The organism is Luteimonas sp. 22616 (assembly GCF_052044325.1).
Classification (GTDB): Bacteria; Pseudomonadota; Gammaproteobacteria; order Xanthomonadales; family Xanthomonadaceae; genus Luteimonas.
In genome coordinates this window covers 204278-225009 of sequence record NZ_JBQEMW010000001.1, presented here as the reverse complement: position 1 = coordinate 225009, position 20732 = coordinate 204278, and the positions used below count along the sequence as shown (strand labels likewise).

Below are 20732 nucleotides of genomic sequence, written 5' to 3'. Positions count from 1 at the left end.
AGGTCACCCGACTGACGACGACAGCTGCAACCCACTTCCAACCTCGCCGCGGTACGATCCTTGGATGAACGACACCTCCAAAGAAGCGCCAGAACTCCTCTACCAAGGCGAATGGCTGCGCATGGTCAAGCGCGGCCAGTGGGAGTCCTGCGAACGCACCCACGGCAAGGACGGCCTGGCGGTGCTGGTGATCGCAGTGACGCCAGACGACCACGTGCTGTTCGTCGAGCAGTACCGCGTGCCGCTGGGCGCGAAGACGATCGAAATGCCGGCCGGCCTGGTCGGCGACGACGACGCCAGCGACACCCTGGAAAGCGCCGCGCGCCGGGAGCTGATCGAGGAGACCGGCTGGGACGCCGGCCGCATCGACGTGCTGCTGGTCGGCCCCACCACCGCCGGCATGAGCAACGAACGCATCGCCTTCGCCCGCGCGCGCGATCTGAAGAAGGTCGGCGACGGCGGCGGCGTGGCCGATGAGAACATCACCGTGCACAGCATCCCCCGTGCGCAGGCGCCGGCGTGGCTGATGCAAAAGTACGCTGAAGGCTACGAGCTCGACCTCAAGCTCTGGGCCGGGCTGTGGATGATCGAGCACAACCCGGATGGCTCGCCGGCGGATTGAACCGCGATTTTGATCTTGCAGGAGCGGCTTCAGCCGCGAGCCTTTGCTTTGGCCCCTCCCCCTGCGAAGGCAGGGGGAGGTAGGGAGGGGGTGTCCACGGTTCGCGGCGCTGCTGAAAGGCACCCCTCCCCAACCCTCCCCTGCCTTCGCAGGGGAGGGAGCAAAAGCTCGTGGCCGAAGCCACCCCTATCAGGGCAAGGGGACGCGAGCCGCGCGCCTCAGGCGAAGCCGTCCGTCGCCCGCACCAGCGCGTCGACGTTCTCCGGCTCGAACGCGGAATGACCGGACGCGGGCGAGATCGCCAGCTCCGCCTTCGGCCAGGCCTTGTGCAGGTCCCAGGCGTTCTGGATCGGGCAGACCACGTCGTAGCGGCCGTGGACGATGATGCCGGGGATGTCGGCGATCTTCGGCGCATCGCGCAGCAATTGGTCGTCGACCTCGAAGAAGCCGCCGTTGACGAAGTAGTGGTTTTCGATCCGCGCGAAAGCCAGCGCGAAGCGGGGATCGGCATGGCTGCTGGCGAAATCGGGATCGATGTGCAGGAAGCTGGTCGCGCCTTCCCACACGCTCCATGCGCGCGCGGCGGCCAGGCGCACCGCTTCGTCGTCGCTGGTCAGGCGGCGGTGGAAGGCGGAGATCAGGTCGTGGCGTTCGACCGGCGGGATCGCCGTGATGTAGTGCTCCCACGCGTCGGGGAACAGCCGCGACGCACCTTCCTGGTAGAACCACTCCAGCTCCCAGCGCCGCAGCATGAAGATGCCGCGCAGCACCAGCTCGGTGACGCGCTTGGGATGCATTTCCGCGTAGGCCAGCGCCAAGGTCGAGCCCCAGGAACCACCGAACACCTGCCACTTGTCGACGCCGAGCTTCACGCGCAGCTTTTCGATGTCGTCGACCAGGTCCCAGGTGGTGTTGTCGGTGAGGTCCGCGTGCGGCGTGGAACGGCCGCTGCCGCGCTGGTCGAACAGCACGATGCGGTACTTGGCCGGATCGTGGAAACGCCGCATCTTGGCGCTGCAGCCGCCACCGGGGCCACCGTGCAGCAGCACCACCGGCTTGCCGTCCGGGTTGCCGCACTGTTCGTAGTAAAGCGTGTGGCGGCTGTCGACTTCGAGCTTGCCGGTGTCGAAGGGTTCGATCTCGGGATAGAGCGTGCGCATGCGTGGAATCCGTCGAAAAAAACGTCGGACGAGTCTAGCAGCCGATTCCGCGGTGCCTTGCGGGAGCGGCTTCCGCCGCTCCTGAAAGGTCAGCGGACCAATCGATTGCAGCCGAGCGTGACGCGGTCGCGTTGCTCGAGGTCGGGCTCGGTCGCGACATCGACAAGGCCGGCGGCCTCGAACAGCGCGCGCACGGCCGCGCCCTGTTCCCAGCCGTGTTCGACCAGCAGCCAGCCGCCGTCGCGCAGGTGAGCGGGCGCGGCGGCGGCGATGATGCGAATTGCCTCGAGTCCGTCGGCGCCCGAGGCCAGCGCGCCGCGCGGCTCGAAGCGCAGGTCGCCCTGCGCCAGGTGCGCGTCGCCTTCGGCAATGTAGGGCGGGTTGCTGGCGATCAGGTCGCAGCGTTCGCCGGCCAGCGGTGACAGCCAGTCGCCGCGACGGAACTCGACGTTGTCGAGGTCGAGCGCGGCGGCATTGCCGCGCGCCACCTCCAGCGCGTCGCCGCTGATGTCGACAGCGACCACCCGGGCCTGCGGGCGTTCGCTGGCGATGGCCAGTGCGATCGCACCGCTGCCGGTGCCCAGGTCGGCCACCTGCGCGGCCGACTGCGCGGGAATCCGGGCCAGCGCGAGCTCGACCAGCAACTCGGTCTCCGGGCGCGGAATCAGGGTGTCCGGCGTGACCGCCAGATCGAAGCGCCAGAAACCGCGCGTCCCCAGCAGGTAGGCCACCGGCTCACCAGCGGCGCGGCGTGCGACCAACTGTTCGAAGCGGGCCAGGTCCGGCGCCGGCACCGGCGCATCGCCATGCGCGTACAGCCAGCCGCGGCTGCGGCCGAGCACGTGCGCCAGCAGCAATGCGGCCTCGCCGACCTCGACGTGCGCCCGGGCCGCGCGCAGGCAGGCGTCGGCCGATGCTTCCGGGCCGCTTCCGTCAGTCATTGCGTTCCACCTCACGGGCGACAGGCAGCGGGGCCAAGGCCAGGAAGCGCCTATCGAAACACGGGCCGGCTGCCCGGCCTGATCCACGGGCAACGGCGCATTCGGACGCAGCGTTGGCGAGCGGATAACCCAAGTTCATGCTCTAGGTTCCATACAATCAATAACTTATGAAAAAAATTAAGATCGCCGAAGGCTTGGCGGAAGGATCTGCAGATTCTGGACATTCGATAGGTTGAACCTATCGATAGAATCGATATAATCAATTTTACATATCAATAGGCAACACCTAATCTATGCGTCGACGCCGGCAGCCGCCGGCCTTTTCCTGCAACCAACCGAGGAACCCCATGTCCGTCATCAATACCGAAATCAAGCCTTTCCGGGCCACCGCCTACCAGAACGGCGAATTCATCGAAGTCACCGACGCCGACCTGAAAGGCAAGTGGTCCGTGGTGGTGTTCTACCCCGCCGACTTCACCTTCGTCTGCCCGACCGAGCTCGAGGACCTGGCCCTCAACCACGACGAATTCAAGAAGCTTGGCGTCGAGATCTACAGCGTGTCCACCGACACCCATTTCTCGCACAAGGCGTGGCACGACACCTCCGACGCGATCGGCAAGATCAAGTACGCGATGATCGGCGATCCCACCGGCACCATCACCAACAACTTTGAAGTGATGCGCCCGGGCGTCGGCCTGGCCGACCGCGGCACCTTCATCATCGACCCGCAGGGCGTGATCCAGGCCGTCGAGATCACCGCCGAGGGCATCGGCCGTGACGCGCTGGAACTGCTGCGCAAGGTCAAGGCCGCGCAGTACGTCGCCGCACACCCGGGCGAGGTCTGCCCGGCCAAGTGGAAGGAAGGCGAGAAGACCCTGAAGCCGTCGCTGGACCTGGTCGGCAAGATCTAAGTCGGCCCTCGATTCGGCAACCCCGTTCCCATCCCCGCACCGCGGGGGTGGGGATGGACCGGAACCCGTGCCTGCCGGCGCGGTTTGCGGTCCACCCCCACGCCGGAGGCGACCTGCCCGCGCAGGACGCACGCCACGCGTTTGCCTTTTTGACGGAGATCCGAAGCCATGCTCGACGACGACCTGAAGACCCAACTCGCCGCCTACCTGGAGCGCCTGGTGCGCCCGGTCGTGCTGGTCGCCTCGGTCGACGACGGCGACAAGTCACGCGAACTGCTGGAATTGCTGGAGGACATCCGCACACTGTCGGACAAGGTCAGCGTCGAGGTGCGCCGCGACGACGACCAGCGCAAGCCCTCGTTCGCGATCACCTCGCCGGGCCACGACATCGACCTGCGCTTCGCCGGCCTCCCGCTGGGCCACGAATTCACCTCGCTGGTGCTCGCCCTGCTGCAGGTCGGCGGGCACCCGTCCAAGGCCGCGCCGGAACTGCTCGAGCAGGTGCGCGCGCTCGACGGCGAGTACCGCTTCGAAACCTACTTCTCGCTGTCGTGCCAGAACTGCCCGGACGTGGTCCAGGCGCTGAACCTGGCCGCGGTGCTGAACCCCAACATCCACCACGTCGCCATCGACGGCGCGCTGTTCCAGGCCGAGGTCGAGGCGCGCGAGATCCTGTCGGTGCCGTCTGTCTACCTCAACGGCGAACTGTTCGACCAGGGCCGGATGAGCCTGGAGCAGATCGTGGCGAAGCTCGACACCGGCGCCGCAGCGCGCGAGGCCGCGGCGATCAATGCGAAGGCGCCGTTCGAGGTGCTAGTGGTCGGCGGCGGTCCGGCCGGCGCCGCGGCGGCGGTGTATGCCGCGCGCAAGGGCATCCGTACTGGCGTGGTCGCCGAGCGTTTCGGCGGCCAGGTGCTGGACACGATGGCGATCGAGAACTTCGTCTCGGTGCAGGAAACCGAGGGCCCGAAGCTGGCCGCGCAGATGGAGCAGCACGTGCGCCAGTACGAGGTCGACATCATGAACCTGCAGCGCGCGCAGGCGCTGGAGCAGGACGCCGACGGCATCACCACGGTGAAGCTGGAAAGCGGCGCCTCGCTGCGCGCGCGCTCGGTGGTGCTGTCCACCGGCGCCCGCTGGCGGCAGATGGGCGTGCCCGGCGAAGACCAGTACCGCAACAAGGGCGTGGCCTACTGCCCGCACTGCGACGGCCCGCTGTTCAAGGGCAAGCGGGTGGCGGTGATCGGCGGCGGCAACTCCGGCGTGGAAGCGGCCATCGACCTGGCCGGCCTGGTCAAGCACGTCACCCTGATCGAGTTCGACGACAAGCTGCGCGCCGACGAGGTGCTGCAGCGCAAGCTGCGCAGCCTGGACAACGTGCGCATCATTACCTCGGCGCAAACGCTCGAGGTGCTGGGCGACGGCGGTCGCGTCAACGGCCTGGTCTATCGCGACCGCGCCGGTGGCGACAGCCATCGACTGGAACTGGAGGGCGTGTTCGTGCAGATCGGCCTGCTGCCCAATACCGAGTGGCTCAAGGGCACGCTGCAGCTCTCGCCGCGCGGCGAGATCGAGGTCGATGCGGCGGGCCGCACGTCGCTGCCGGGCGTGTTCGCGGCCGGCGATGCGACTACCACGCCGTACAAGCAGATCGTCACTGCGATGGGCGATGGCGCCAAGGCCGCGCTGAGCGCGTTCGACCACCTGATCCGCACCAGCAGCCCGGCCGGGAAGACCGAGGCAGAGGCAGAGGCCGAAGCCGCGTGACGCAAGCCCAGCGGCATGAAGCGGAGGAACCCCATGAACCTGCGTGACCTCAAGTACTTCGTCGCCCTCGCCGAGCACCTGCACTTCGGCCGCGCCGCCGCGGCGTGCTTCGTCAGCCAGCCCACGCTCTCCACCCAGATCCGCAAGCTGGAGGAGGAGCTGGGCGTGCCGCTGGTCGAACGCGCGCCGCGCAAGGTGATGCTGACTCCCGCCGGGCGCGACGTCGCCGCGCGCGCGCGCCGCGTCGTCGCCGACATCGAGCAGATGCGCGAGGCTGCGCGCCGCAGCCGCGACCCCGAAGCCGGCACGGTCACGCTGGGCATGTTCCCCACGCTCGGCCCCTACCTGCTGCCGCACGTGGTGCCCAACATCCGCGCACGCTTCCCGCAGCTGGAGCTGCTGCTGGTCGAGGAGAAGAGCGACGTGCTGCTTGCGCGCCTGCACGAAGGCCGGCTCGATGCGGCACTGCTGGCGCTGCCGGTCAACGACGACCAGTTGCACGTCGAATTCCTGTTCGAGGAGCCCTTCGTGCTGGCGGTGCCGGAAGCGCATGCCCTGGCGCAGCGCGATTCGCTGTCGCTGCGCGATCTCGCCGACGAACGCCTGCTGCTGCTGGCCGACGGCCACTGCCTGCGCGAGCAGGCGCTCGACGTCTGCCACATGTCCGGCGCCAGCGAGAAGGGCGAGTTCCAGGCCACCAGTCTCGAGACGTTGCGGCAGATGGTCGCGGCCGATGTCGGCGTGACCCTGCTTCCGACGCTGGCGGTCAAGCCACCGGTCGCCCGTTCGGAGAACATCCGCCTGGTCCGCTTCCGCGACCCGCCGCCGAGCCGCCGGATTGCGATGGTCTGGCGCAGGAGTTCGGCGATGGCCGGCTTCCTGGAGCAGCTTGCCGACGTGTTCCGGCAACTCCCGCCCGACCTGCTCGTGCCCGCCGCCGACGCCGGAACCCTGTACACCCACGCACCTGGCGCTTCCGGCGCGTGAGTTTGCGATGACAGCGAAGGCGGTGCCGCGAAGCGATCCAGGCTTGCGCAAGCACCCCATGGCAGACGCCTCGCACTCCCTTGCGGGAGCGGTTTCAGCCACGATCTTTTGATCCACGCCGCGAAGTCCGCGACACTTCCTCTCCCTGCAAGCACGAAGGCTTATCCATGGCCACGATCACTGTCTTGATGATCGACGGTGTCGCCGACTGGGAAATCGGTCCGGTGCTGCCGGCCGCGCGCGAATGGTTCGGCGACGAGGTCCGCATCGCCAGCATCGATGGTGCGCCGCTGACCTCGATCGGCGGAGTGCAAATCCTGCCCGAAGCCGCGCTCGCCGACCTCAACCCGCTCGATAGCGACCTGTGGCTGCTGCCCGGCAGCGATACCTGGCGCGACGGCGCGATCCCTGCCCTCGGCCAGGCGCTGCGCGCACGCCTGCTTGCCGGCAGGCCGGTGGCGGCAATCTGCGGCGCCACCCTTGCACTGGCGCATGCCGACCTGCTCGACGAGCGCGCGCACACCAGCAACTCGCTGCAGTTCCTGCGCGACAACGCACCCGCCTATGCGGGCGCGGCGCATTACCGCGATGCCACAGTGGTCAGCGAGGGCGGCCTGGTCACCGCGCCAGGCACCAGCCCGGTCGGCTTCGCCTGCGAGTGCCTGCGCCTGCTGCATCCCGACAAGGGCGAGGCGATCGCGCAGGTGCGGGCAATGTTCGCCGGCGAATTCGCCGCAGACTAGCCCGGTCCGCGGCCGTCTCAAATGGCGTCATGGTGCGGCCATGGGCGCGCGGGCGTCTGGCGTCGGGCGTTGGGCGTTGGGCGTCCGGGGCGTAGCCCCGACCTACGTCAGGTGGGCTGTTCCGGCAACCGAGATCGGCCCTTCAGGCCGGCCAGGAAAATGCCGGCCAGGCTCAGCGCCAGGCCAAGCCATTCGCGCGGCTCGGTGGCGCGGTCGAACAGCCAGACGTCCAGCACGAACGCCACCACCGGCTGCAGCAACAGCAGCAGCCCGACCAGGGCGACGCGCAGGTGCGACATCGCGCGCGAGATCAGCACCCAGCTCAGGCAGTGGCCGAAGCCGGCCAGTGCCAGCAGCACCAGGAACGACTTCAACGACGGGATCGCGAACGCGACGCCCTCCGCCATCGCCGCCCCGCCGAGGAACACGGCACTGACCAGCGCCGCGATCCCCAATACCTGCGCCACCGGCGCCGGGCGCGCGCGGTCAACGTGCGCCTCGCGCTGCGAGCGGCGCAGGCCGAGATTGGAAGCCGCGTAGCAGACACCGGTGCCGAGCCCGAGCCAGACGCCCCAGCGATACTGCGGTGGCAACTGCGCCCAGTTCGAGCCGAGCATGAGCCACAACCCGGCGAACGCCAGCAGCAGCCCGGCAAGGAAACGCGGGCCGATGCGCTCGCGGAAGAACAGCACGCCCGCCAGCGCCATGAAGAACACCTGCGCGTTGCCCAGCAGCGTCGCCAGGCCGGGACCGACCAGCAGGATGCTGCGATGCCACAGCCACAGGTCGGCGGCGAACACCGCACCGGTGGCGGCGATCCAGCCCCAGGCGCGCGGCGTCAGTGCATGCCAGCCACCCGACGCCATCACCCACCCAAGCAGCATCGTCCCGGCGAACGCCATGCGCCAGAACGCCGACACCGTCGGCGGCGTGCCGGCCAGTTCGACCATGATGCCGTTGGTGCCGATGATCGCGGCGCCGGCCAGCATCCAGACCAGCGCCTTGGGTTCGTTCCGCGAATGGGTCATGGACGTGCTTGCATGGCATCGCCAGGGCGGCGACGACACATGGTAATGACTCCCGTGGGAGCGGCCATGGCCGCGATGGTTTGCCGGTAAAGCCATCGCGGCCATGGCCGCTCCCACAAGCTCCCGGCCGGCCGGTTGGCAGCGGTCAGCTGAACACTGCTGGCGCCACGTGCACGCAGTTGCGGCCACCACGCTTGGCCGCGTACAGCGCCTTGTCGGCGCGGTCGATCGTTTCGGCCGGCCGTTCGTCGCGCAGCCGGATCGCCACGCCGACACTTACGGTCAGGCGCAGCGGTTGCCCCTCCCACTCCAGCCTCAGCCGCTCGATGTCGCCACGCAGCTGCTCGCCGACCATCCGCGCCGCCGCACCGCCGCGCGCGGGCAGCACGGCGATGAACTCCTCGCCGCCGTAACGGCCGAGCAGGTCGCCCTCGCCCAGCGCCGTGCGCAACGCCTGCGCCACGGCGCGCAGGCAGTGGTCGCCGCAGGCATGACCATATTTGTCGTTGATGGCCTTGAAATGGTCCATGTCGACGAACAGCACCGAGATCGGCTGCCCGTCGCGCTCGGCCTCGCCGAAGCTGCGCACCAGCCACTGGTCGATCGTGCGACGGTTGAAGGTGCCGGTCAGCGCATCGAGTTCGGCCGAACGCCGCAGCTGGATCGCGGTCAGCGCCTGATCGACGTGGACCAGCACGAGGCGGATGAATTCGCCGGCCAGCGCCAGCTCTTCGGTGGTGAAACCTTCGCCGCCGGCACGTTCGAGCAGCAGCATGCCCCAGGCCGGCGCGCGGATCGGCAACGGCACCAGCGCTTCCATCGCCAGCCCGCCGGCGTCGCCGACGCTCAGCGGCTGCTGCAGCGGAATGCCGTTGGCGGCGTGGCGCTTGAGCGACAGCTCGCGCTGGGAGACCAGTGCCTCGGCTTCATCCTTGCGCGACGCCGGTACCGCCACCTGCACGTCCTGGCCGTGATAGCCGCGCGCCAGCACCACCGCCTTGTCGGCCCGCACCAGCGGCACCAGGTGCTCGAGCAGCAGGTGGAAGGCGGTCCATTCGATGTCGCCCTCGGTGCAGCTGCGCAGCTTCACCTGCAGCGCGGCGTTGAGGTCCGAACGCGCCGCCTCTCGCTGCATCCGTCGCTCCGAATCCAGTCGCGCGAGCTGGTCGCGGTCACGCTGGTCGCGATAGTCGCTGATGCGGCTGATCACCCCGACCGCGAGGATCGCCATGGCAGCGGCCAGCGCGACCTGGTCGCCGGAACGCACCCACGGGAAGTCCTGCAGGTAGCCCCACAGCATCAATTGCCTGGCCACGCCCGCGGCGATGGTCAGCATGGCCAGGATCGCCAGCGGCCAGGCCATCGGCAGGCGGCGGCGCGCGGCATCGAGCACCAGTCCCAGGCACGCCAGCGCGCAGGCCACGCGCGCGAGCACGGCCAACAGCTGCAGCCAACGCACCAGCGGTTGCAGGTCGAGCAGGCAGACCGCGGCCAGCACCGCCATGGCGACGCAGGCGATATCGATGCCACGCGCGATTGCCGAATGCACCCGCCGCGTCCCCGCATAGCGCAGCAACAGTTGCGGCAGCGCGGCGCACAGCAGGAACTGCAGCGCCAGCAGGCCCTGCACGCCCCAGCCGGCGAGCCAGCGCAGACCGCGCACCTGGTAGAGATGGCCGTTGACCGCCGAGAACGTGAGCAGGGTGAGCGTGGCGCAGCCGAATAGCGTCAGGAACAACCGGTCGCGCGCGGCCGAAAACAACGCCAGCGCCAGCAACGCCAGGGTGAACAGGGTGGCGTAGACCATCGCACTGATCGCCACCCCCTGGCGCTCCACCCGCCAGGCCTCGGCATTGGCGATCACCCTCGGACGCAGCACCGCCGGCAGCTTGCCGGTCGCGTGCAATTCGAGGTCGATGTCGCCCTGCCAGCCGTAGGGCAGCTCGAACACGTAACCGGTCGGCAGCGGCCCGGCGCCGGCACGGGGAGCGAAGAACTCGCGCGGATCGCTGCGCCAGTCATCGCGGACCAGTTGCACCCGCTCGACCGGCTTGCGTTCGATCCAGACCACCCAAGGGTTGTCGCGATCGGTGCGCTGCGGCAGCGTGAAATGCATTCGCGCGACAACGCCGCCCGGGTTGCCACCGACCGCCAGCCCCTGCCCGTCGGCGGTGACCGACGGTCGGCTCCCGCCCTGCTCCGGCGATGCCAGCAGTTGGACCGGCACCGTCTCGATGCCCGGCTGGCCCCCGGCGACGGCGCTGGCGAACAGCCCGAGCAACAGCAGCAGGCAGCCGCCGACCAGCCATTCGTGGTGCGAGGAATGGTGCAGGCGAAGCAGGCTCATCGGCGGGCTCCGCCCAAAGCGATGCCGGCCGGGCGCTGCCCCGCGATCGTTCCTGCCAGTGGTGCTGTCTCCGACACCAGACGCATCCCCCCGAATCCGTACCCTACCGCACGCAACATGCGTGCCAGTCGGGCAGACAGGCCATTGGGGAGGTCTTCTCCGTCCCATCGCATCGCGATGATGCCGCGCTCGCGGGCCGGTGGGCTCGGCTAAACTGTTGTTTTTCCCGGCACCCCCGCACATGAGCCACAGCACCGCCCCCGGCGCCGGCGCCCCCGCCGCGCCCGTCGAAAAGCAGGATTTCGTCCGCCAGATCGTCCGCCAGGACCTGGCCGACGGGAAGCACGCGGCGATCCGCACCCGTTTCCCGCCCGAGCCCAACGGCTACCTGCACATCGGCCACGCCAAGGCGATCTGCCTGGACTTCGGCATCGCCGCCGAGTTCGGCGGCCTGTGCAACTTGCGCTTCGACGACACCAACCCGGCCAAGGAAGACCCCGAGTTCGTGCAGGCAATCCAGGACGACGTGCGCTGGCTGGGCTTCGACTGGGCCAGTCTGCGCCACGCCTCGGATTACTTCGACGTGTTCTACCTCGCCGCCGAGAAGCTGATCCGGCAGGGCGACGCCTTCGTCTGCGACCTGTCCGCCGAACAGGTGCGCGAATACCGCGGCACGCTGACCGAACCGGGCCGCAATTCGCCGTACCGCGAGCGCGGCGTCGAGGAAAACCTGGACCTGTTCCGGCGCATGCGCGCGGGCGAGTTCCCCGACGGCGCGCGCACCCTGCGCGCGAAGATCGACATGGCCAGCGGCAACATCAACCTGCGCGACCCGGCGCTGTACCGGATCAAGAAAGTCGCGCACCAGAACACCGGCGACGCCTGGCCGATCTACCCGATGTACGACTACGCCCATTCGCTGGGCGACGCGGTCGAGGGCATCACCCATTCGCTGTGCACGCTGGAGTTCGAGGACCACCGGCCGCTGTACGACTGGTGCGTGGACAAGGTGGACCTGGCCGGCTCGCCGGAACTGCTCGCGCCGCTGCTGGCCAAGGGCTTGCCGAACGAGGCCGCCAAGCCGCGCCAGATCGAGTTCTCGCGCCTGAACATCAACTACACCGTGATGAGCAAGCGCAAGCTGGTGGCGATGGTGAACGACGGCCTGGTGGACGGCTGGGACGACCCGCGCATGCCGACCCTGCAGGGCCTGCGCCGCCGCGGCTACACGCCGGCGTCGCTGCGGCTGCTGGTCGACCGCGTCGGGATCAGCAAGCAGAACTCGGTGATCGACTTTTCCGTGCTGGAAGGCTGCCTGCGCGACGACCTCGACGCACATGCACCGCGGCGGATGGCGGTGGTCACGCCGCTGAAGTTCGTGCTGACCAACCTGCCCGAAGGGCATGCCGAAACGCTCTCGTTCGGCAACCACCCCAAGGACGAATCGTTCGGCACGCGCGAGGTGCCGTTCTCGCGCGAGCTTTGGATCGAACACGACGACTTCGCCGAAGTGCCGCCGAAAGGCTGGAAGCGACTGGTGCCCGGCGGCGAAGTACGCCTGCGCGGCGCCGGCATCGTGCGCTGCGACGAGGTGGTCAAGGACGCCGATGGCAATGTCGTGGAACTGCGCGGCACGCTCGACCCCGAATCGCGCCCCGGCATGGAAGGCGCCAACCGCAAGATCAAGGGCACCATCCACTGGGTCGACGCCACCCGCGCGGTTGCGGCGGAAATCCGCCTCTACGACCGCCTGTTCTCGGTCGCCGACCCGGATGACGAGAGCGAGGGCAAGACCTACCGCGAGCACCTCAACCCGGATTCACGCAAGGTGGTGCACGGTTATGTCGAACCCACGGCGGCGGCGGCCGAACCCGAAACCCGCTTCCAGTTCGAACGCACGGGCTATTTTGTCGCCGACCGTCGCGACCACCGCAGCGATGCACCGGTGTTCAACCGCGCCGTGACCCTGCGCGATACCTGGATGCAGAAGGGAGACTGACCATGCCCAAGCGCCTGATGAACGCCATCGCCTTTTGCCTGTGCGTCCTGCTGGCCGCCTGCGCGGCGCCGGCCACGAACGGTGCTGCCGTTCCGCAGGACCCGGCAGCCAAGGCACCGCCATCGATGTCGCGCCCGCTGCCGCCCAACCGCGTGCGCGAGGCGCCCGTGATCGACGCCAGCTGCAAGGCCGACACCGATTGCGCGGTCAAGAACGTCGGCAACTGCTGCGGCGAGATGCCGGCTTGCGTCAACAAGGACAGCCCCACCGATCCGGCGGCCGTGCAGTCGCAGTGCGCGAAGGACGGGCGCATGGACGTATGCGGATTCCGCGAGATCAGCAGCTGTTCGTGCAACGCCGGGCGCTGCGAGCCCGCGGAAGCCTTCATGCCATCGCAATCGCGATCGAAGGTGAAGCTCTGATGCTCTACGCACAGATCCACCTCACCCTGCCCGCATGGGTGCATGACGCAGTCGACGGCGCGCGCAGCTACGGTTCCGACGCGGAGAAGGTCGCGCTGGCGATCGAACTGTCGCGCCGCAACCTCGAGGCCGGCACCGGCGGTCCGTTCGGCGCGGCGGTGTTCAATGCCGACGACCGCATCGTCGCGGTCGGGGTCAACGTGGTGCTGCCGCAGAACACGTCGCTGGGGCACGCGGAGACCATGGCCTACATGCTGGCGCAACAGCGGCTGCAGCGCGCCCGGCTCAATCGCGACGACGCCGGCGAGCCCGACGGCCGCTACACCCTGGCCACCTCGGCGCAGCCGTGCTGCCAGTGCTACGGCGCCACGATCTGGGCCGGCATCGACCGCCTGCTGATCGGCGCCCGCGCCGGGGACGTGATGGAGCTGACCGAGTTCGACGAAGGCCCGCTGCCGGCGGACTGGGTCGGCGAACTGGACAAGCGCGGCATCGAAGTCGTGCGCGACCTCAACCGCGACGACGCCCGCGCGGTGCTGCGCGCCTATGGAGAACGGGGCGGCCGCCGTTATTGATGGTCGCCGGCGTTGCAGGAGCGGCTTCAGCCGCGAGCCCTTGATTCCTCACCAAAGACAGGAGCTCGCGGCTGAAGCCGCTCCTGCATGAGCAACGCGCAATGACGGGACTGCTGTGCTACTGCCGCGCCGGCTTCGAACCCGAGCTGGCCGCCGAGCTGACCGCGCGCGCCGCGGAAGCCGGCTTCTTCGGCCATGCGCGCACCGAGCGTGGCAGCGGATTCGTGGTGTTCGCCTGCGACCGGGCCGAAGCGCTGTCGCGCGCGTTGCCGTGGCGCGGTCTGGTGTTCGCGCGACAGAAACTGCAGTTGCTCGCGGAACTGCGCGGGCTGGACCCGAAGGACCGGATCGCGCCGATCGTGGCGGCATTGCACGCGGACTCGACAGGCGAGGGGCCGCCTCCGGATCAGGTTCGGGGCAGGCTCTACGGAGAGCTGCTGGTGGAGCATCCCGACAGCGACGCCGGCAAGCCGCTGTCGGGCCTGGCGCGCGCATTCGGCAATGCATTGCGCCCTGTGCTGCGAAAAGCCGGCCTGCTGGCAGCGCAGGACAACGCATCGCTGCCGCGGCTGCACGTGTGCTTCGTCGACGGCGACCATGCCTTCGTCGCCAGCAGCGATCCCGCCGACAGCGCGCCGTGGCCGCTGGGCATCCCGCGCCTGCGCCTGCTCCCCGACGCCCCTTCGCGCTCCGCGCTCAAGCTCGAGGAAGCGCTGCTCACCCTGCTCGACGACGAAGACCGCGCGCGCCTGCTCCGCGAAGGCATGCGCGCCGCCGACCTGGGCGCCGCGCCCGGCGGCTGGACCTGGGTGCTCACGCGCCATGGCCTGCACGTGAGCGCGATCGACAACGGCCCGCTGCGCCAGCACGTGCTCGACACCGGCCTGGTCGAGCACCTGCGCGCCGACGGTTTCCTCTGGCAACCAACGCGCCCGCTGGACTGGATGGTCTGCGACATGGTCGAGCAGCCACGCCGCGTCGCCGAACGCATGGCGACCTGGCTGCGCGAAGGCTGGTGCCGGCAGTCGATCTTCAACCTCAAGCTGCCGATGAAAAAGCGCTGGGACGAAACCCGGCTGTGCCTCGACCTGCTCGCGGCGCAGGCGCAGCGCCCGCTGGTGGTCCGGGCACGCCAGCTCTATCACGACCGCGAGGAGATCACGGTCTTCGCGGCCGTGGGGTCCTGACCGCCAACCCGCTTCTGGTCGCCCGCGCCCGGGGGCTCCTTCTGGTGATCTGCTCAGGGTGCCTGTCTTTGATTGCCGCCGCTGTCGGCGGCGCCGGCAAGCCCCGTTCAGGAATCGTTTCGCGCAGTTGACGCGGGATTCATTGCCCCGGCCCTAGCGTGGCCGCGTCATCCCAGCCCGGAGATCGAAATGAAGCGCTCCCCCACTTTTTCGTTGTTGGCCCTGGCCCTGCTCGGCGCATTCGCTGCGGGCAGCGTGCAGGCGCAATCCACCGTCAGCTCCAGCACCGCGAAGACAGCAACCAGCGACGCAGCGCGGGTCGCGGCAGCCGAGGCGGACGTGGCCCGCAACCAGGCCCAGGCCGCACGCGATGCCGCGCAGCAGGCCGCCGCGAGCAAGCGCGCCGGTGCATTGACCAGCGACGGCACTGCGAACGCCCAGTACCACGCCTACGCCGCCGACAAATCCTCGGTCCAGGCCCAGGAGGCGGCGCGTGATGCCACCCAGGCGGCCAACCAGGCGGGCGCCGCATATTCGGCCGCCGCCGGCGGTACCCGCCAATCCGACCACGCCGTGTACCAGGCGCGCCAGGCGGCAAACGCCGCGCAGGCCGCAAGCACCCAGGCCACGGCGGCCGCGACCGAAGCCTCGCTCGCCGCGCAGGCCACGACCGACGCGGTCAATACCCCGCCAGCGCCGCCACCGCCGACGCCCGTCACCACCACGGGCCCGACGGAACCGCAGGTCACCGTTACCTCCAGCCCATCGAACTCGATCGTCGGCGACTACAAGATCGACTTCGCCGCAATGGACAGCAACGGCAACGGCAGCATCAGCCGCAGCGAGGCGAAATCCAACGCCACGCTGACCGCCGAGTTCGACGCCGTCGACAACAATCACGACGGCCGGCTCGACCAGCAGGAACTGGCAGGCTGGATGTAAGGACCAAGCGGCCCGCCTTTGAGCCCTCCCTTCAAGGGAGGGGTGCATGGGGATGGTCCTCCACGCCGCGACCGCCCGATACGACGACGAAAAGCCCCGCAAACGCGGGGCTTTTCTTGCCAGAACTTAGGAGCAGCTTCAGCCGCGATCTTTCGGGACGGTTCCGAACGAGCGCGCAACTGCGCGTCCCGTCAAAGCCCCGCCGCGCGCCGCCACAGCGCCTCGGTCAGCGGCGGCAGCCGCCCGGCAAGCCCGAGCAACGGCCCGCGCAACAGCGTGCGATGCATGCCGTCACTGGAGAACAACCGGTTGATGCCGTCGAAGGCGTGCGCGGCCAGCGCGTTCTCGCTGCTGCGCCCGCGCCCCCAGCGCGCAAGGCGCTGCGGCGATGTCCAGTCGGCGCGGCGGCCCTGCGCGGCGGCAATCGCGTCGCGCAAAGCGATCACGTCGCGCAGGCCGAGGTTGACGCCCTGCCCCGCCAGCGGATGCACCACGTGCGCGGCGTCGCCGACGACCAGCACGCGCCCGTGCACGCAGGATGATGCCAGTTGCCGGCGCAACGGGAACGCCGCCCGCTTCGACACCACGCGCATCGGTCCCAGGCGTGCGTCGAACGCGCGCGTGAGTTCCCGCGCGAACGCGTCGTGGTCAAGTGCCAGCACCTCCGCCGCGCGCGCGTCCGGCAGCGTCCACACGATCGAACTGCGGCCCTGCGTGAACGGCAGCACCGCCAGCGGGCCGGTCGGCAGGAAGCGTTGCCAGGCGGTGTCTTCATGCGGCTGCTGCGTTTCGATGTAGGCCACCACGCCGCGCTGGCCGTAGTCGTGGCGGCTGACCTCGCCGCCGGCGAGCCGGCGCAGCGTGGATTCGGCGCCGTCGGCGGCGACCGCCACGCGCGCATCGACGCGGCTGCCATCGTCCAGGCGCAGGCGCACGCCGTCGTCGTCCTGTTCGAGCGCCTCCACCCGCGCCGGCACCCGCACGTCGACCCCGGCACGCGACAACGCCGACCACAGGCGGTCGAGCAGCAGCCCGTTCTCGATGATCCAGCCCAGCTCCCCGCGGCCGACCGCGTCGGCATCGAATGCGAGTTCGTCGCCGCCCGCCGCATCCCATACCCGCATGCGCCGGTACGGCTGCGCGCGCGCGTCGAGCACCTCGCGCCAGGCGCCAAACGTGTCGAGCAGCGCGGCGTTGTCGGGGGCGAAGGCAAAGACGCGCAGGTCCGGTTGCTCGCGCGACCAGCGCGCGGGTTCGGCGGCCTCGACCAGGGTGACGTCGAGATCGAGCCTGGCCAGCGCCAGCGCGCACGCGGCGCCGACCATGCCGCCACCGACGACGACCGCGTCATTGCGCGCGCCGCGGCTCACGAGGCCTTCCTGCACAGCGCCGGCACCTGCCCGCGATAGCCCATCGCGCCGCCGACCAGCCATGCCTGCACCGAGGGCACGCGGTCCAGCGCGAACAGCCCGAGGCTGCGCAGTGGCCGCAGCAGCGGCGCATCGTTCGCGGTCAGCCGCGCCAGGCCATCGCTCATGGCGAGCGTGCGCGCGCGGTCCTCGGACCGTCGTTGTGCATGCTCGGCGAGCAGATCCGCGTCGCCGGGATCGACGGGATGGCCGCCGCCGCGGGTCTCGATCAGTTCGGCCAGGGTCAGCGCGTCGCGCAGGCCCAGGTTGAAGCCCTGCGCACCGATCGGATGCAGGGTCTGCGCAGCGTTGCCCACCAGCACCGCGCGTGGCGCGATGGTGCTGCGCGCGACCGTGCGGATGGCCGGGTAGACGCTGCGCGCACCGATCGATTCGAGGCGGCCGACGCGCCAGCCGAACGCGCGCTGGATCCGTTCGAGGAACGCCGCATCATCCAGCGCCTGCACCGCCGCCGCCTCGTCGCGGGCGACGCCATGCACGAGGCCGAAGTGGCGGTCGCCACGCGGCAGCAGCGCGGTCGGGCCGTCGTCGCCGAGGCGCTCGTAGGCGGTACCGTCGGGCGCGCGCGCCGCGCGCAGGCGGGCGACGAACAGGGTTTGCAGGTAGTCGTGGCGATCGGCTTCGATGCCCAGTGCGTCGCGCACGCTGCTGCCGGTGCCGTCGGCTGCGACCAGCAGCCGCGCGCGCAGTTCACGTTCGCCGCCGTCGTCAGCGATGCGGACCACACGCACCGCTTCGTCGCCGTCGCCGAGGCCGATGAAGCGCGCCGGTCGGTAGCGGGTCAACCGCTGCAGTTCCGCGAGCCGGGCTTCCAATGCCTCACCGAAGTCGCGCGCGACCACCACCTGGCCAAACGCCTCGCGCCCGTAGTCCGCCGCTACCAGGCTGGCGCGGCCGAAATCGCCGCGGCGGCTGACGTGGATGCGGGTGATGGCGCCGGTGGGCGCGCGCAGCTTCGACATCACGCCGAGCGCGTCCAGCGCATTGACGGTGGCATCGGCGAAGCTCAGGTTGCGCTCGTCGAACACCGCCGGCAGCGCGCCGGCCGGGGCGGCCTCGACCAGGCCAACATCCAGCCCGATCCTGTCCAGCGCGATCGCCAGGCTGGCGCCGACCAGGCCGCCGCCGACGATCACCACGTCATGTCCTGCCTTGGCGGCACCGTGTTTCATGCCGGCATGATAGAGCGTGCATCTGCCTGGCAGTACTTGCCCGCCCGCCACGATGGCCGCGATGGCGCATCGCCGCCGTTGCCAACGCAGCCCGGCCGCGCGATGGCCCGGCCTTGCTTCGCGACCGCCCCGACGCCCGGGAACCACTTTGAGGCAGGCGCACGCTCCAGGGCCCCGTCGCGGCCAGTTCGCTAGAATGTCCGCCATCCGCACACCGCGACCGGAGCTGCCCGCCCCATGAACACCAACCTGCAACGCGTCATCGTCCTGTCCCTGCTCGTACTGCTGATGGCGGCGACGCGGTCGCATGTCTTCTCCCACTTCACGCCGGTGCCGGATGCGTCGTGGGCGGTGTTCTTCATCGGCGGCTTCTACCTGCGCGGCTGGTCGCGCTGGGCCTTCCCGCTGCTGATGGTGCTGGCGGTGGGGATCGACTGGGCCGTGATCACCGGCCAGGGCATGAGCTTCTGGAGCCATTACTGCGTTTCGCCGGGCTACTGGTTCCTGGTTCCCGCGCATCTGGCGATGTGGATGGGCGGCCTGTGGCTGCGCCGCCACTATTCCGGCGCCAGCGTCCCGGCACTGGGCCGGCTGGCCGCCAGCCTGGTCGCGGCCACCGCGCTGTGCCACCTGCTGGCGCAGGGCGGCTTCTACTGGCTGAGCGACAGCGTCGCCGAACCCACGTTCGCCGGCTGGGCCAAGAACTATGGCGACTGGTTCCTGCCCTACCTGCAGGGCACGGCCATGTTCGTGACCCTGGCCGCCATCGCCCAGGTGGTGAGCGAACAGGTGGCCAGGCACGCCCACCCGATCGCATCCGGACACAAGAAGCAGGGCTGACCGCACCGCCATGGGCAACCGCCTGTCGAAGATCTACACCCGTACCGGCGACGACGGCACGACCGGCCTCGGCGACGGTAGCCGGGTCGCGAAGGACTCGGCGCGCGTGGCCGCCTACGGCACGGTCGACGAAGCCAATTCGACCATCGGCCTGCTGCTGGCGGCGGATGTCCCCGACGACATCCGCGAACTGCTGACCACGATCCAGCACCAGCTGTTCGACCTCGGCGGCGAGCTATGCATCCCCGGGCATGCGGCGATCGACGATGCGGACGTCGATCGCCTCGAACAGCAACTCGACCACTACAACGACGCGTTGCCGCCGCTGAAGGAATTCATCCTGCCCGGCGGCGGCGATGCCGCGGCGCGCTGCCACATCGCCCGCACCGTGGTGCGGCGCGCCGAGCGCGAGACGGTCGCGCTCGCGCGTGACGAAGCCGTGCGCCCGCAGCCGATCCGCTACCTCAACCGCCTGTCCGACCTGCTGTTCGTGCTCGCGCGGGTGCTCGCGCGCCAGGGCGGCCACGGCGAAGTCACCTGGCAGCACGAGCGCCGCAAGCCGCAAGCGTGAACGGCCACCGGCGCCCGTCATCCCCATGAGCCTGCCGGTCTTCACCCACTCCGCCTGCCTCGGCCACGACACCGGTGCCGGCCACTTCGAGAGGCCGCAGCGGCTGGGCGCCGTAATCGACGCGCTGCGCAACGGCTTCGACGACCTCGACTGGCGCGAAGCGCCGCGCGCCACCCGCGGCCAGCTGCTGCGCGTGCACGACGCATCGCTGCTCGACGCGGTGCTGGAAACCCGGCCGACGCAACAGGTCGAACTGGACCCCGACACGGTCCTGTCGCCGCAATCGGCCGAAGCGGCGCTGCGCGCGGCCGGCGCCGGCGTTGCGGCCGTGGACGCGGTGATGGGTGGCGAGGCGTCCGCCGCGTTCTGCGCGGTGCGGCCACCGGGACACCACGCCACGTCACGGGCGGCGATGGGCTTCTGCCTGTTCAACAACGTCGCCGTCGCGGCCGCCCACGCGCTGGAGCGGCACGGGCTGGCGCGGGTGGCGATCGCCGACTTCGACGTCCACCACGGCAACGGTACCCAGGCGATCTTCGAGGCCGAGCCGCGCGTGCACTACGTGAGTTCGCACCAGATGCCGCTGTACCCGGACACCGGCCACGCCTACGAACGCGGCGTCGGCAACATCCTCAATGCCCCGCTTCCGCCGGGCACCGGCAGCCGCGGCTTCCGGATCGCGTGGGAGGAACACCTGCTGCCGGCGATCGACGCGTTCGGCCCGCAGCTGCTGCTGGTCTCGGCCGGCTTTGACGCGCACTGGCGCGATCCGCTGGCGCAACTGCAGCTCGACGCCGACGATATCGCCTGGATCACCGGCGAACTGCACCGGCTCGCCGGCAAGCATGCTTCCGGGCGCCTAGTCTCGACACTCGAGGGTGGTTACGACCTGCAGGCGCTGCGTGAGTGCAGCGTCGCCCACGTCCGCGCGCTTCGCGGCAACTGAGGCCGCGGCACGCAGCTGCGTTCAGCTGGCGTTGCGGCGGTCAGGACCGGCGCGCCGGCCCTGGTTTTCACCGGCCGGCGCGAAGCTGAAGGGAAACCCGGAGGCCTGCATTGCCGCTTGACGGGCGATGCGGCAAGCTAAC

At 69.7% G+C, this 20732-nt stretch carries 19 protein-coding genes; 13 read left to right on the top strand and 6 right to left on the bottom strand.

Annotation, left to right across the window (positions count from 1 at the left end):
• The first annotated feature begins 64 nt into the window (after positions 1-64).
• On the top strand, positions 65-622 hold the full coding sequence (locus ACTJIL_RS00980) for an NUDIX hydrolase (RefSeq protein ID WP_440753747.1): 558 nt from the start codon (positions 65-67) through the stop codon (positions 620-622).
• Between the two features lie 218 nt (positions 623-840).
• Here ACTJIL_RS00980 and pip read toward each other — a convergent pair whose 3' ends face one another.
• A complete protein-coding gene (gene pip / locus ACTJIL_RS00975; RefSeq protein ID WP_440753746.1) occupies positions 841-1782 on the bottom strand; it encodes a prolyl aminopeptidase in 942 nt (313 codons plus the stop codon).
• A gap of 89 nt (positions 1783-1871) precedes the next feature.
• The gene (gene prmC, locus ACTJIL_RS00970; protein ID WP_440753745.1) at positions 1872-2723 is read right to left on the bottom strand and encodes a peptide chain release factor N(5)-glutamine methyltransferase; all 852 of its coding nucleotides are present in this window, start codon (positions 2721-2723) and stop codon (positions 1872-1874) included.
• 347 nt (positions 2724-3070) lie between these two features.
• Between prmC and ahpC the strand changes: the two genes are divergently transcribed.
• From ahpC to ACTJIL_RS00950, 4 genes are all read left to right on the top strand, one after another.
• A complete protein-coding gene (gene ahpC / locus ACTJIL_RS00965) occupies positions 3071-3634 on the top strand; it encodes an alkyl hydroperoxide reductase subunit C (RefSeq protein WP_440753744.1) in 564 nt (187 codons plus the stop codon).
• A gap of 168 nt (positions 3635-3802) precedes the next feature.
• On the top strand, positions 3803-5401 hold the full coding sequence (gene ahpF, locus ACTJIL_RS00960) for an alkyl hydroperoxide reductase subunit F (protein ID WP_440753743.1): 1599 nt from the start codon (positions 3803-3805) through the stop codon (positions 5399-5401).
• Positions 5402-5434: 33 nt separating this feature from the next.
• The gene (locus ACTJIL_RS00955) at positions 5435-6388 is read left to right on the top strand and encodes a LysR substrate-binding domain-containing protein (protein ID WP_440753742.1); all 954 of its coding nucleotides are present in this window, start codon (positions 5435-5437) and stop codon (positions 6386-6388) included.
• 167 nt (positions 6389-6555) lie between these two features.
• The gene (locus ACTJIL_RS00950; protein WP_440753741.1) at positions 6556-7131 is read left to right on the top strand and encodes a DJ-1/PfpI family protein; all 576 of its coding nucleotides are present in this window, start codon (positions 6556-6558) and stop codon (positions 7129-7131) included.
• Positions 7132-7238: 107 nt separating this feature from the next.
• Here the strand turns inward: ACTJIL_RS00950 and ACTJIL_RS00945 are convergent, their stop codons facing one another.
• On the bottom strand, positions 7239-8159 hold the full coding sequence (locus tag ACTJIL_RS00945) for a DMT family transporter (RefSeq protein WP_440753740.1): 921 nt from the start codon (positions 8157-8159) through the stop codon (positions 7239-7241).
• A gap of 145 nt (positions 8160-8304) precedes the next feature.
• Complete coding sequence (locus ACTJIL_RS00940) at positions 8305-10506, bottom strand: diguanylate cyclase (RefSeq protein WP_440753739.1); 2202 nt, start codon at positions 10504-10506, stop codon at positions 8305-8307.
• 241 nt (positions 10507-10747) lie between these two features.
• On the opposite strand from ACTJIL_RS00940, the gene ACTJIL_RS00935 reads away from it, so the two are divergent.
• The 5 genes from ACTJIL_RS00935 (at position 10748) to ACTJIL_RS00915 (ending at position 15631) form a co-directional block, all read left to right on the top strand.
• Complete coding sequence (locus ACTJIL_RS00935) at positions 10748-12505, top strand: glutamine--tRNA ligase/YqeY domain fusion protein (RefSeq protein WP_440753738.1); 1758 nt, start codon at positions 10748-10750, stop codon at positions 12503-12505.
• Between the two features lie 2 nt (positions 12506-12507).
• Positions 12508-12927 carry a hypothetical protein gene (locus tag ACTJIL_RS00930; protein WP_440753737.1) on the top strand — a complete coding sequence of 140 codons (420 nt, stop codon included), beginning with the start codon at positions 12508-12510 and terminating at the stop codon, positions 12925-12927.
• On the top strand, positions 12927-13502 hold the full coding sequence (locus ACTJIL_RS00925; protein ID WP_440753736.1) for a nucleoside deaminase: 576 nt from the start codon (positions 12927-12929) through the stop codon (positions 13500-13502). Before ACTJIL_RS00930 ends, ACTJIL_RS00925 begins: the two co-directional genes overlap by 1 nt.
• Before the next feature lie 101 nt (positions 13503-13603).
• Positions 13604-14689 carry a 23S rRNA (cytidine(2498)-2'-O)-methyltransferase RlmM gene (gene rlmM / locus ACTJIL_RS00920; protein ID WP_440753735.1) on the top strand — a complete coding sequence of 362 codons (1086 nt, stop codon included), beginning with the start codon at positions 13604-13606 and terminating at the stop codon, positions 14687-14689.
• A 189-nt stretch (positions 14690-14878) separates the two neighbouring features.
• Positions 14879-15631, top strand: a complete 753-nt coding sequence (locus ACTJIL_RS00915) for an EF-hand domain-containing protein (protein WP_440753734.1) — start codon at positions 14879-14881, stop codon at positions 15629-15631.
• Between the two features lie 191 nt (positions 15632-15822).
• Here ACTJIL_RS00915 and ACTJIL_RS00910 read toward each other — a convergent pair whose 3' ends face one another.
• Entirely contained in the window at positions 15823-17001 is a 1179-nt protein-coding gene (locus tag ACTJIL_RS00910; protein WP_440753733.1) for a UbiH/UbiF family hydroxylase, read from the bottom strand.
• A complete protein-coding gene (ubiH, locus tag ACTJIL_RS00905; protein ID WP_440753732.1) occupies positions 16998-18233 on the bottom strand; it encodes a 2-octaprenyl-6-methoxyphenyl hydroxylase in 1236 nt (411 codons plus the stop codon). The genes ACTJIL_RS00910 and ubiH overlap by 4 nt, the downstream gene beginning before the upstream one ends.
• Positions 18234-18470: 237 nt before the next feature.
• Here ubiH and ACTJIL_RS00900 point away from each other — a divergent pair, with 237 nt between their 5' ends.
• Genes ACTJIL_RS00900 through ACTJIL_RS00890 form a run of 3 tightly spaced genes read left to right on the top strand, consistent with a single transcriptional unit; the run spans position 18471 to position 20590 of the window.
• Complete coding sequence (locus ACTJIL_RS00900) at positions 18471-19073, top strand: hypothetical protein (RefSeq protein ID WP_440753731.1); 603 nt, start codon at positions 18471-18473, stop codon at positions 19071-19073.
• A gap of 10 nt (positions 19074-19083) precedes the next feature.
• A complete protein-coding gene (locus tag ACTJIL_RS00895) occupies positions 19084-19644 on the top strand; it encodes a cob(I)yrinic acid a,c-diamide adenosyltransferase (RefSeq protein ID WP_440753730.1) in 561 nt (186 codons plus the stop codon).
• 31 nt (positions 19645-19675) lie between these two features.
• The gene (locus tag ACTJIL_RS00890) at positions 19676-20590 is read left to right on the top strand and encodes a histone deacetylase family protein (RefSeq protein WP_440755807.1); all 915 of its coding nucleotides are present in this window, start codon (positions 19676-19678) and stop codon (positions 20588-20590) included.
• The last annotated feature ends 142 nt before the right edge of the window (positions 20591-20732 follow it).

Excerpts from the sequence above, each read along its gene's own strand:
- prmC (WP_440753745.1), bottom strand. The coding sequence starts at position 2,723 with ATGACTGACGGAAGCGGCCCGGAAGCATCGGCCGACGCCTGCCTGCGC.
- ahpF (WP_440753743.1), top strand. The coding sequence starts at position 3,803 with ATGCTCGACGACGACCTGAAGACCCAACTCGCCGCCTACCTGGAGCGC.
- ACTJIL_RS00950 (WP_440753741.1), top strand. The coding sequence starts at position 6,556 with ATGGCCACGATCACTGTCTTGATGATCGACGGTGTCGCCGACTGGGAA.
- ACTJIL_RS00935 (WP_440753738.1), top strand. The coding sequence starts at position 10,748 with ATGAGCCACAGCACCGCCCCCGGCGCCGGCGCCCCCGCCGCGCCCGTC.
- ubiH (WP_440753732.1), bottom strand. The coding sequence starts at position 18,233 with ATGAAACACGGTGCCGCCAAGGCAGGACATGACGTGGTGATCGTCGGC.
- pip (WP_440753746.1), bottom strand. The coding sequence starts at position 1,782 with ATGCGCACGCTCTATCCCGAGATCGAACCCTTCGACACCGGCAAGCTC.
- ACTJIL_RS00915 (WP_440753734.1), top strand. The coding sequence starts at position 14,879 with ATGAAGCGCTCCCCCACTTTTTCGTTGTTGGCCCTGGCCCTGCTCGGC.
- ACTJIL_RS00980 (WP_440753747.1), top strand. The coding sequence starts at position 65 with ATGAACGACACCTCCAAAGAAGCGCCAGAACTCCTCTACCAAGGCGAA.
- rlmM (WP_440753735.1), top strand. The coding sequence starts at position 13,604 with ATGACGGGACTGCTGTGCTACTGCCGCGCCGGCTTCGAACCCGAGCTG.
- ahpC (WP_440753744.1), top strand. The coding sequence starts at position 3,071 with ATGTCCGTCATCAATACCGAAATCAAGCCTTTCCGGGCCACCGCCTAC.
- ACTJIL_RS00940 (WP_440753739.1), bottom strand. The coding sequence starts at position 10,506 with ATGAGCCTGCTTCGCCTGCACCATTCCTCGCACCACGAATGGCTGGTC.
- ACTJIL_RS00925 (WP_440753736.1), top strand. The coding sequence starts at position 12,927 with ATGCTCTACGCACAGATCCACCTCACCCTGCCCGCATGGGTGCATGAC.
- ACTJIL_RS00955 (WP_440753742.1), top strand. The coding sequence starts at position 5,435 with ATGAACCTGCGTGACCTCAAGTACTTCGTCGCCCTCGCCGAGCACCTG.
- ACTJIL_RS00895 (WP_440753730.1), top strand. The coding sequence starts at position 19,084 with ATGGGCAACCGCCTGTCGAAGATCTACACCCGTACCGGCGACGACGGC.
- ACTJIL_RS00930 (WP_440753737.1), top strand. The coding sequence starts at position 12,508 with ATGCCCAAGCGCCTGATGAACGCCATCGCCTTTTGCCTGTGCGTCCTG.
- ACTJIL_RS00945 (WP_440753740.1), bottom strand. The coding sequence starts at position 8,159 with ATGACCCATTCGCGGAACGAACCCAAGGCGCTGGTCTGGATGCTGGCC.
- ACTJIL_RS00900 (WP_440753731.1), top strand. The coding sequence starts at position 18,471 with ATGAACACCAACCTGCAACGCGTCATCGTCCTGTCCCTGCTCGTACTG.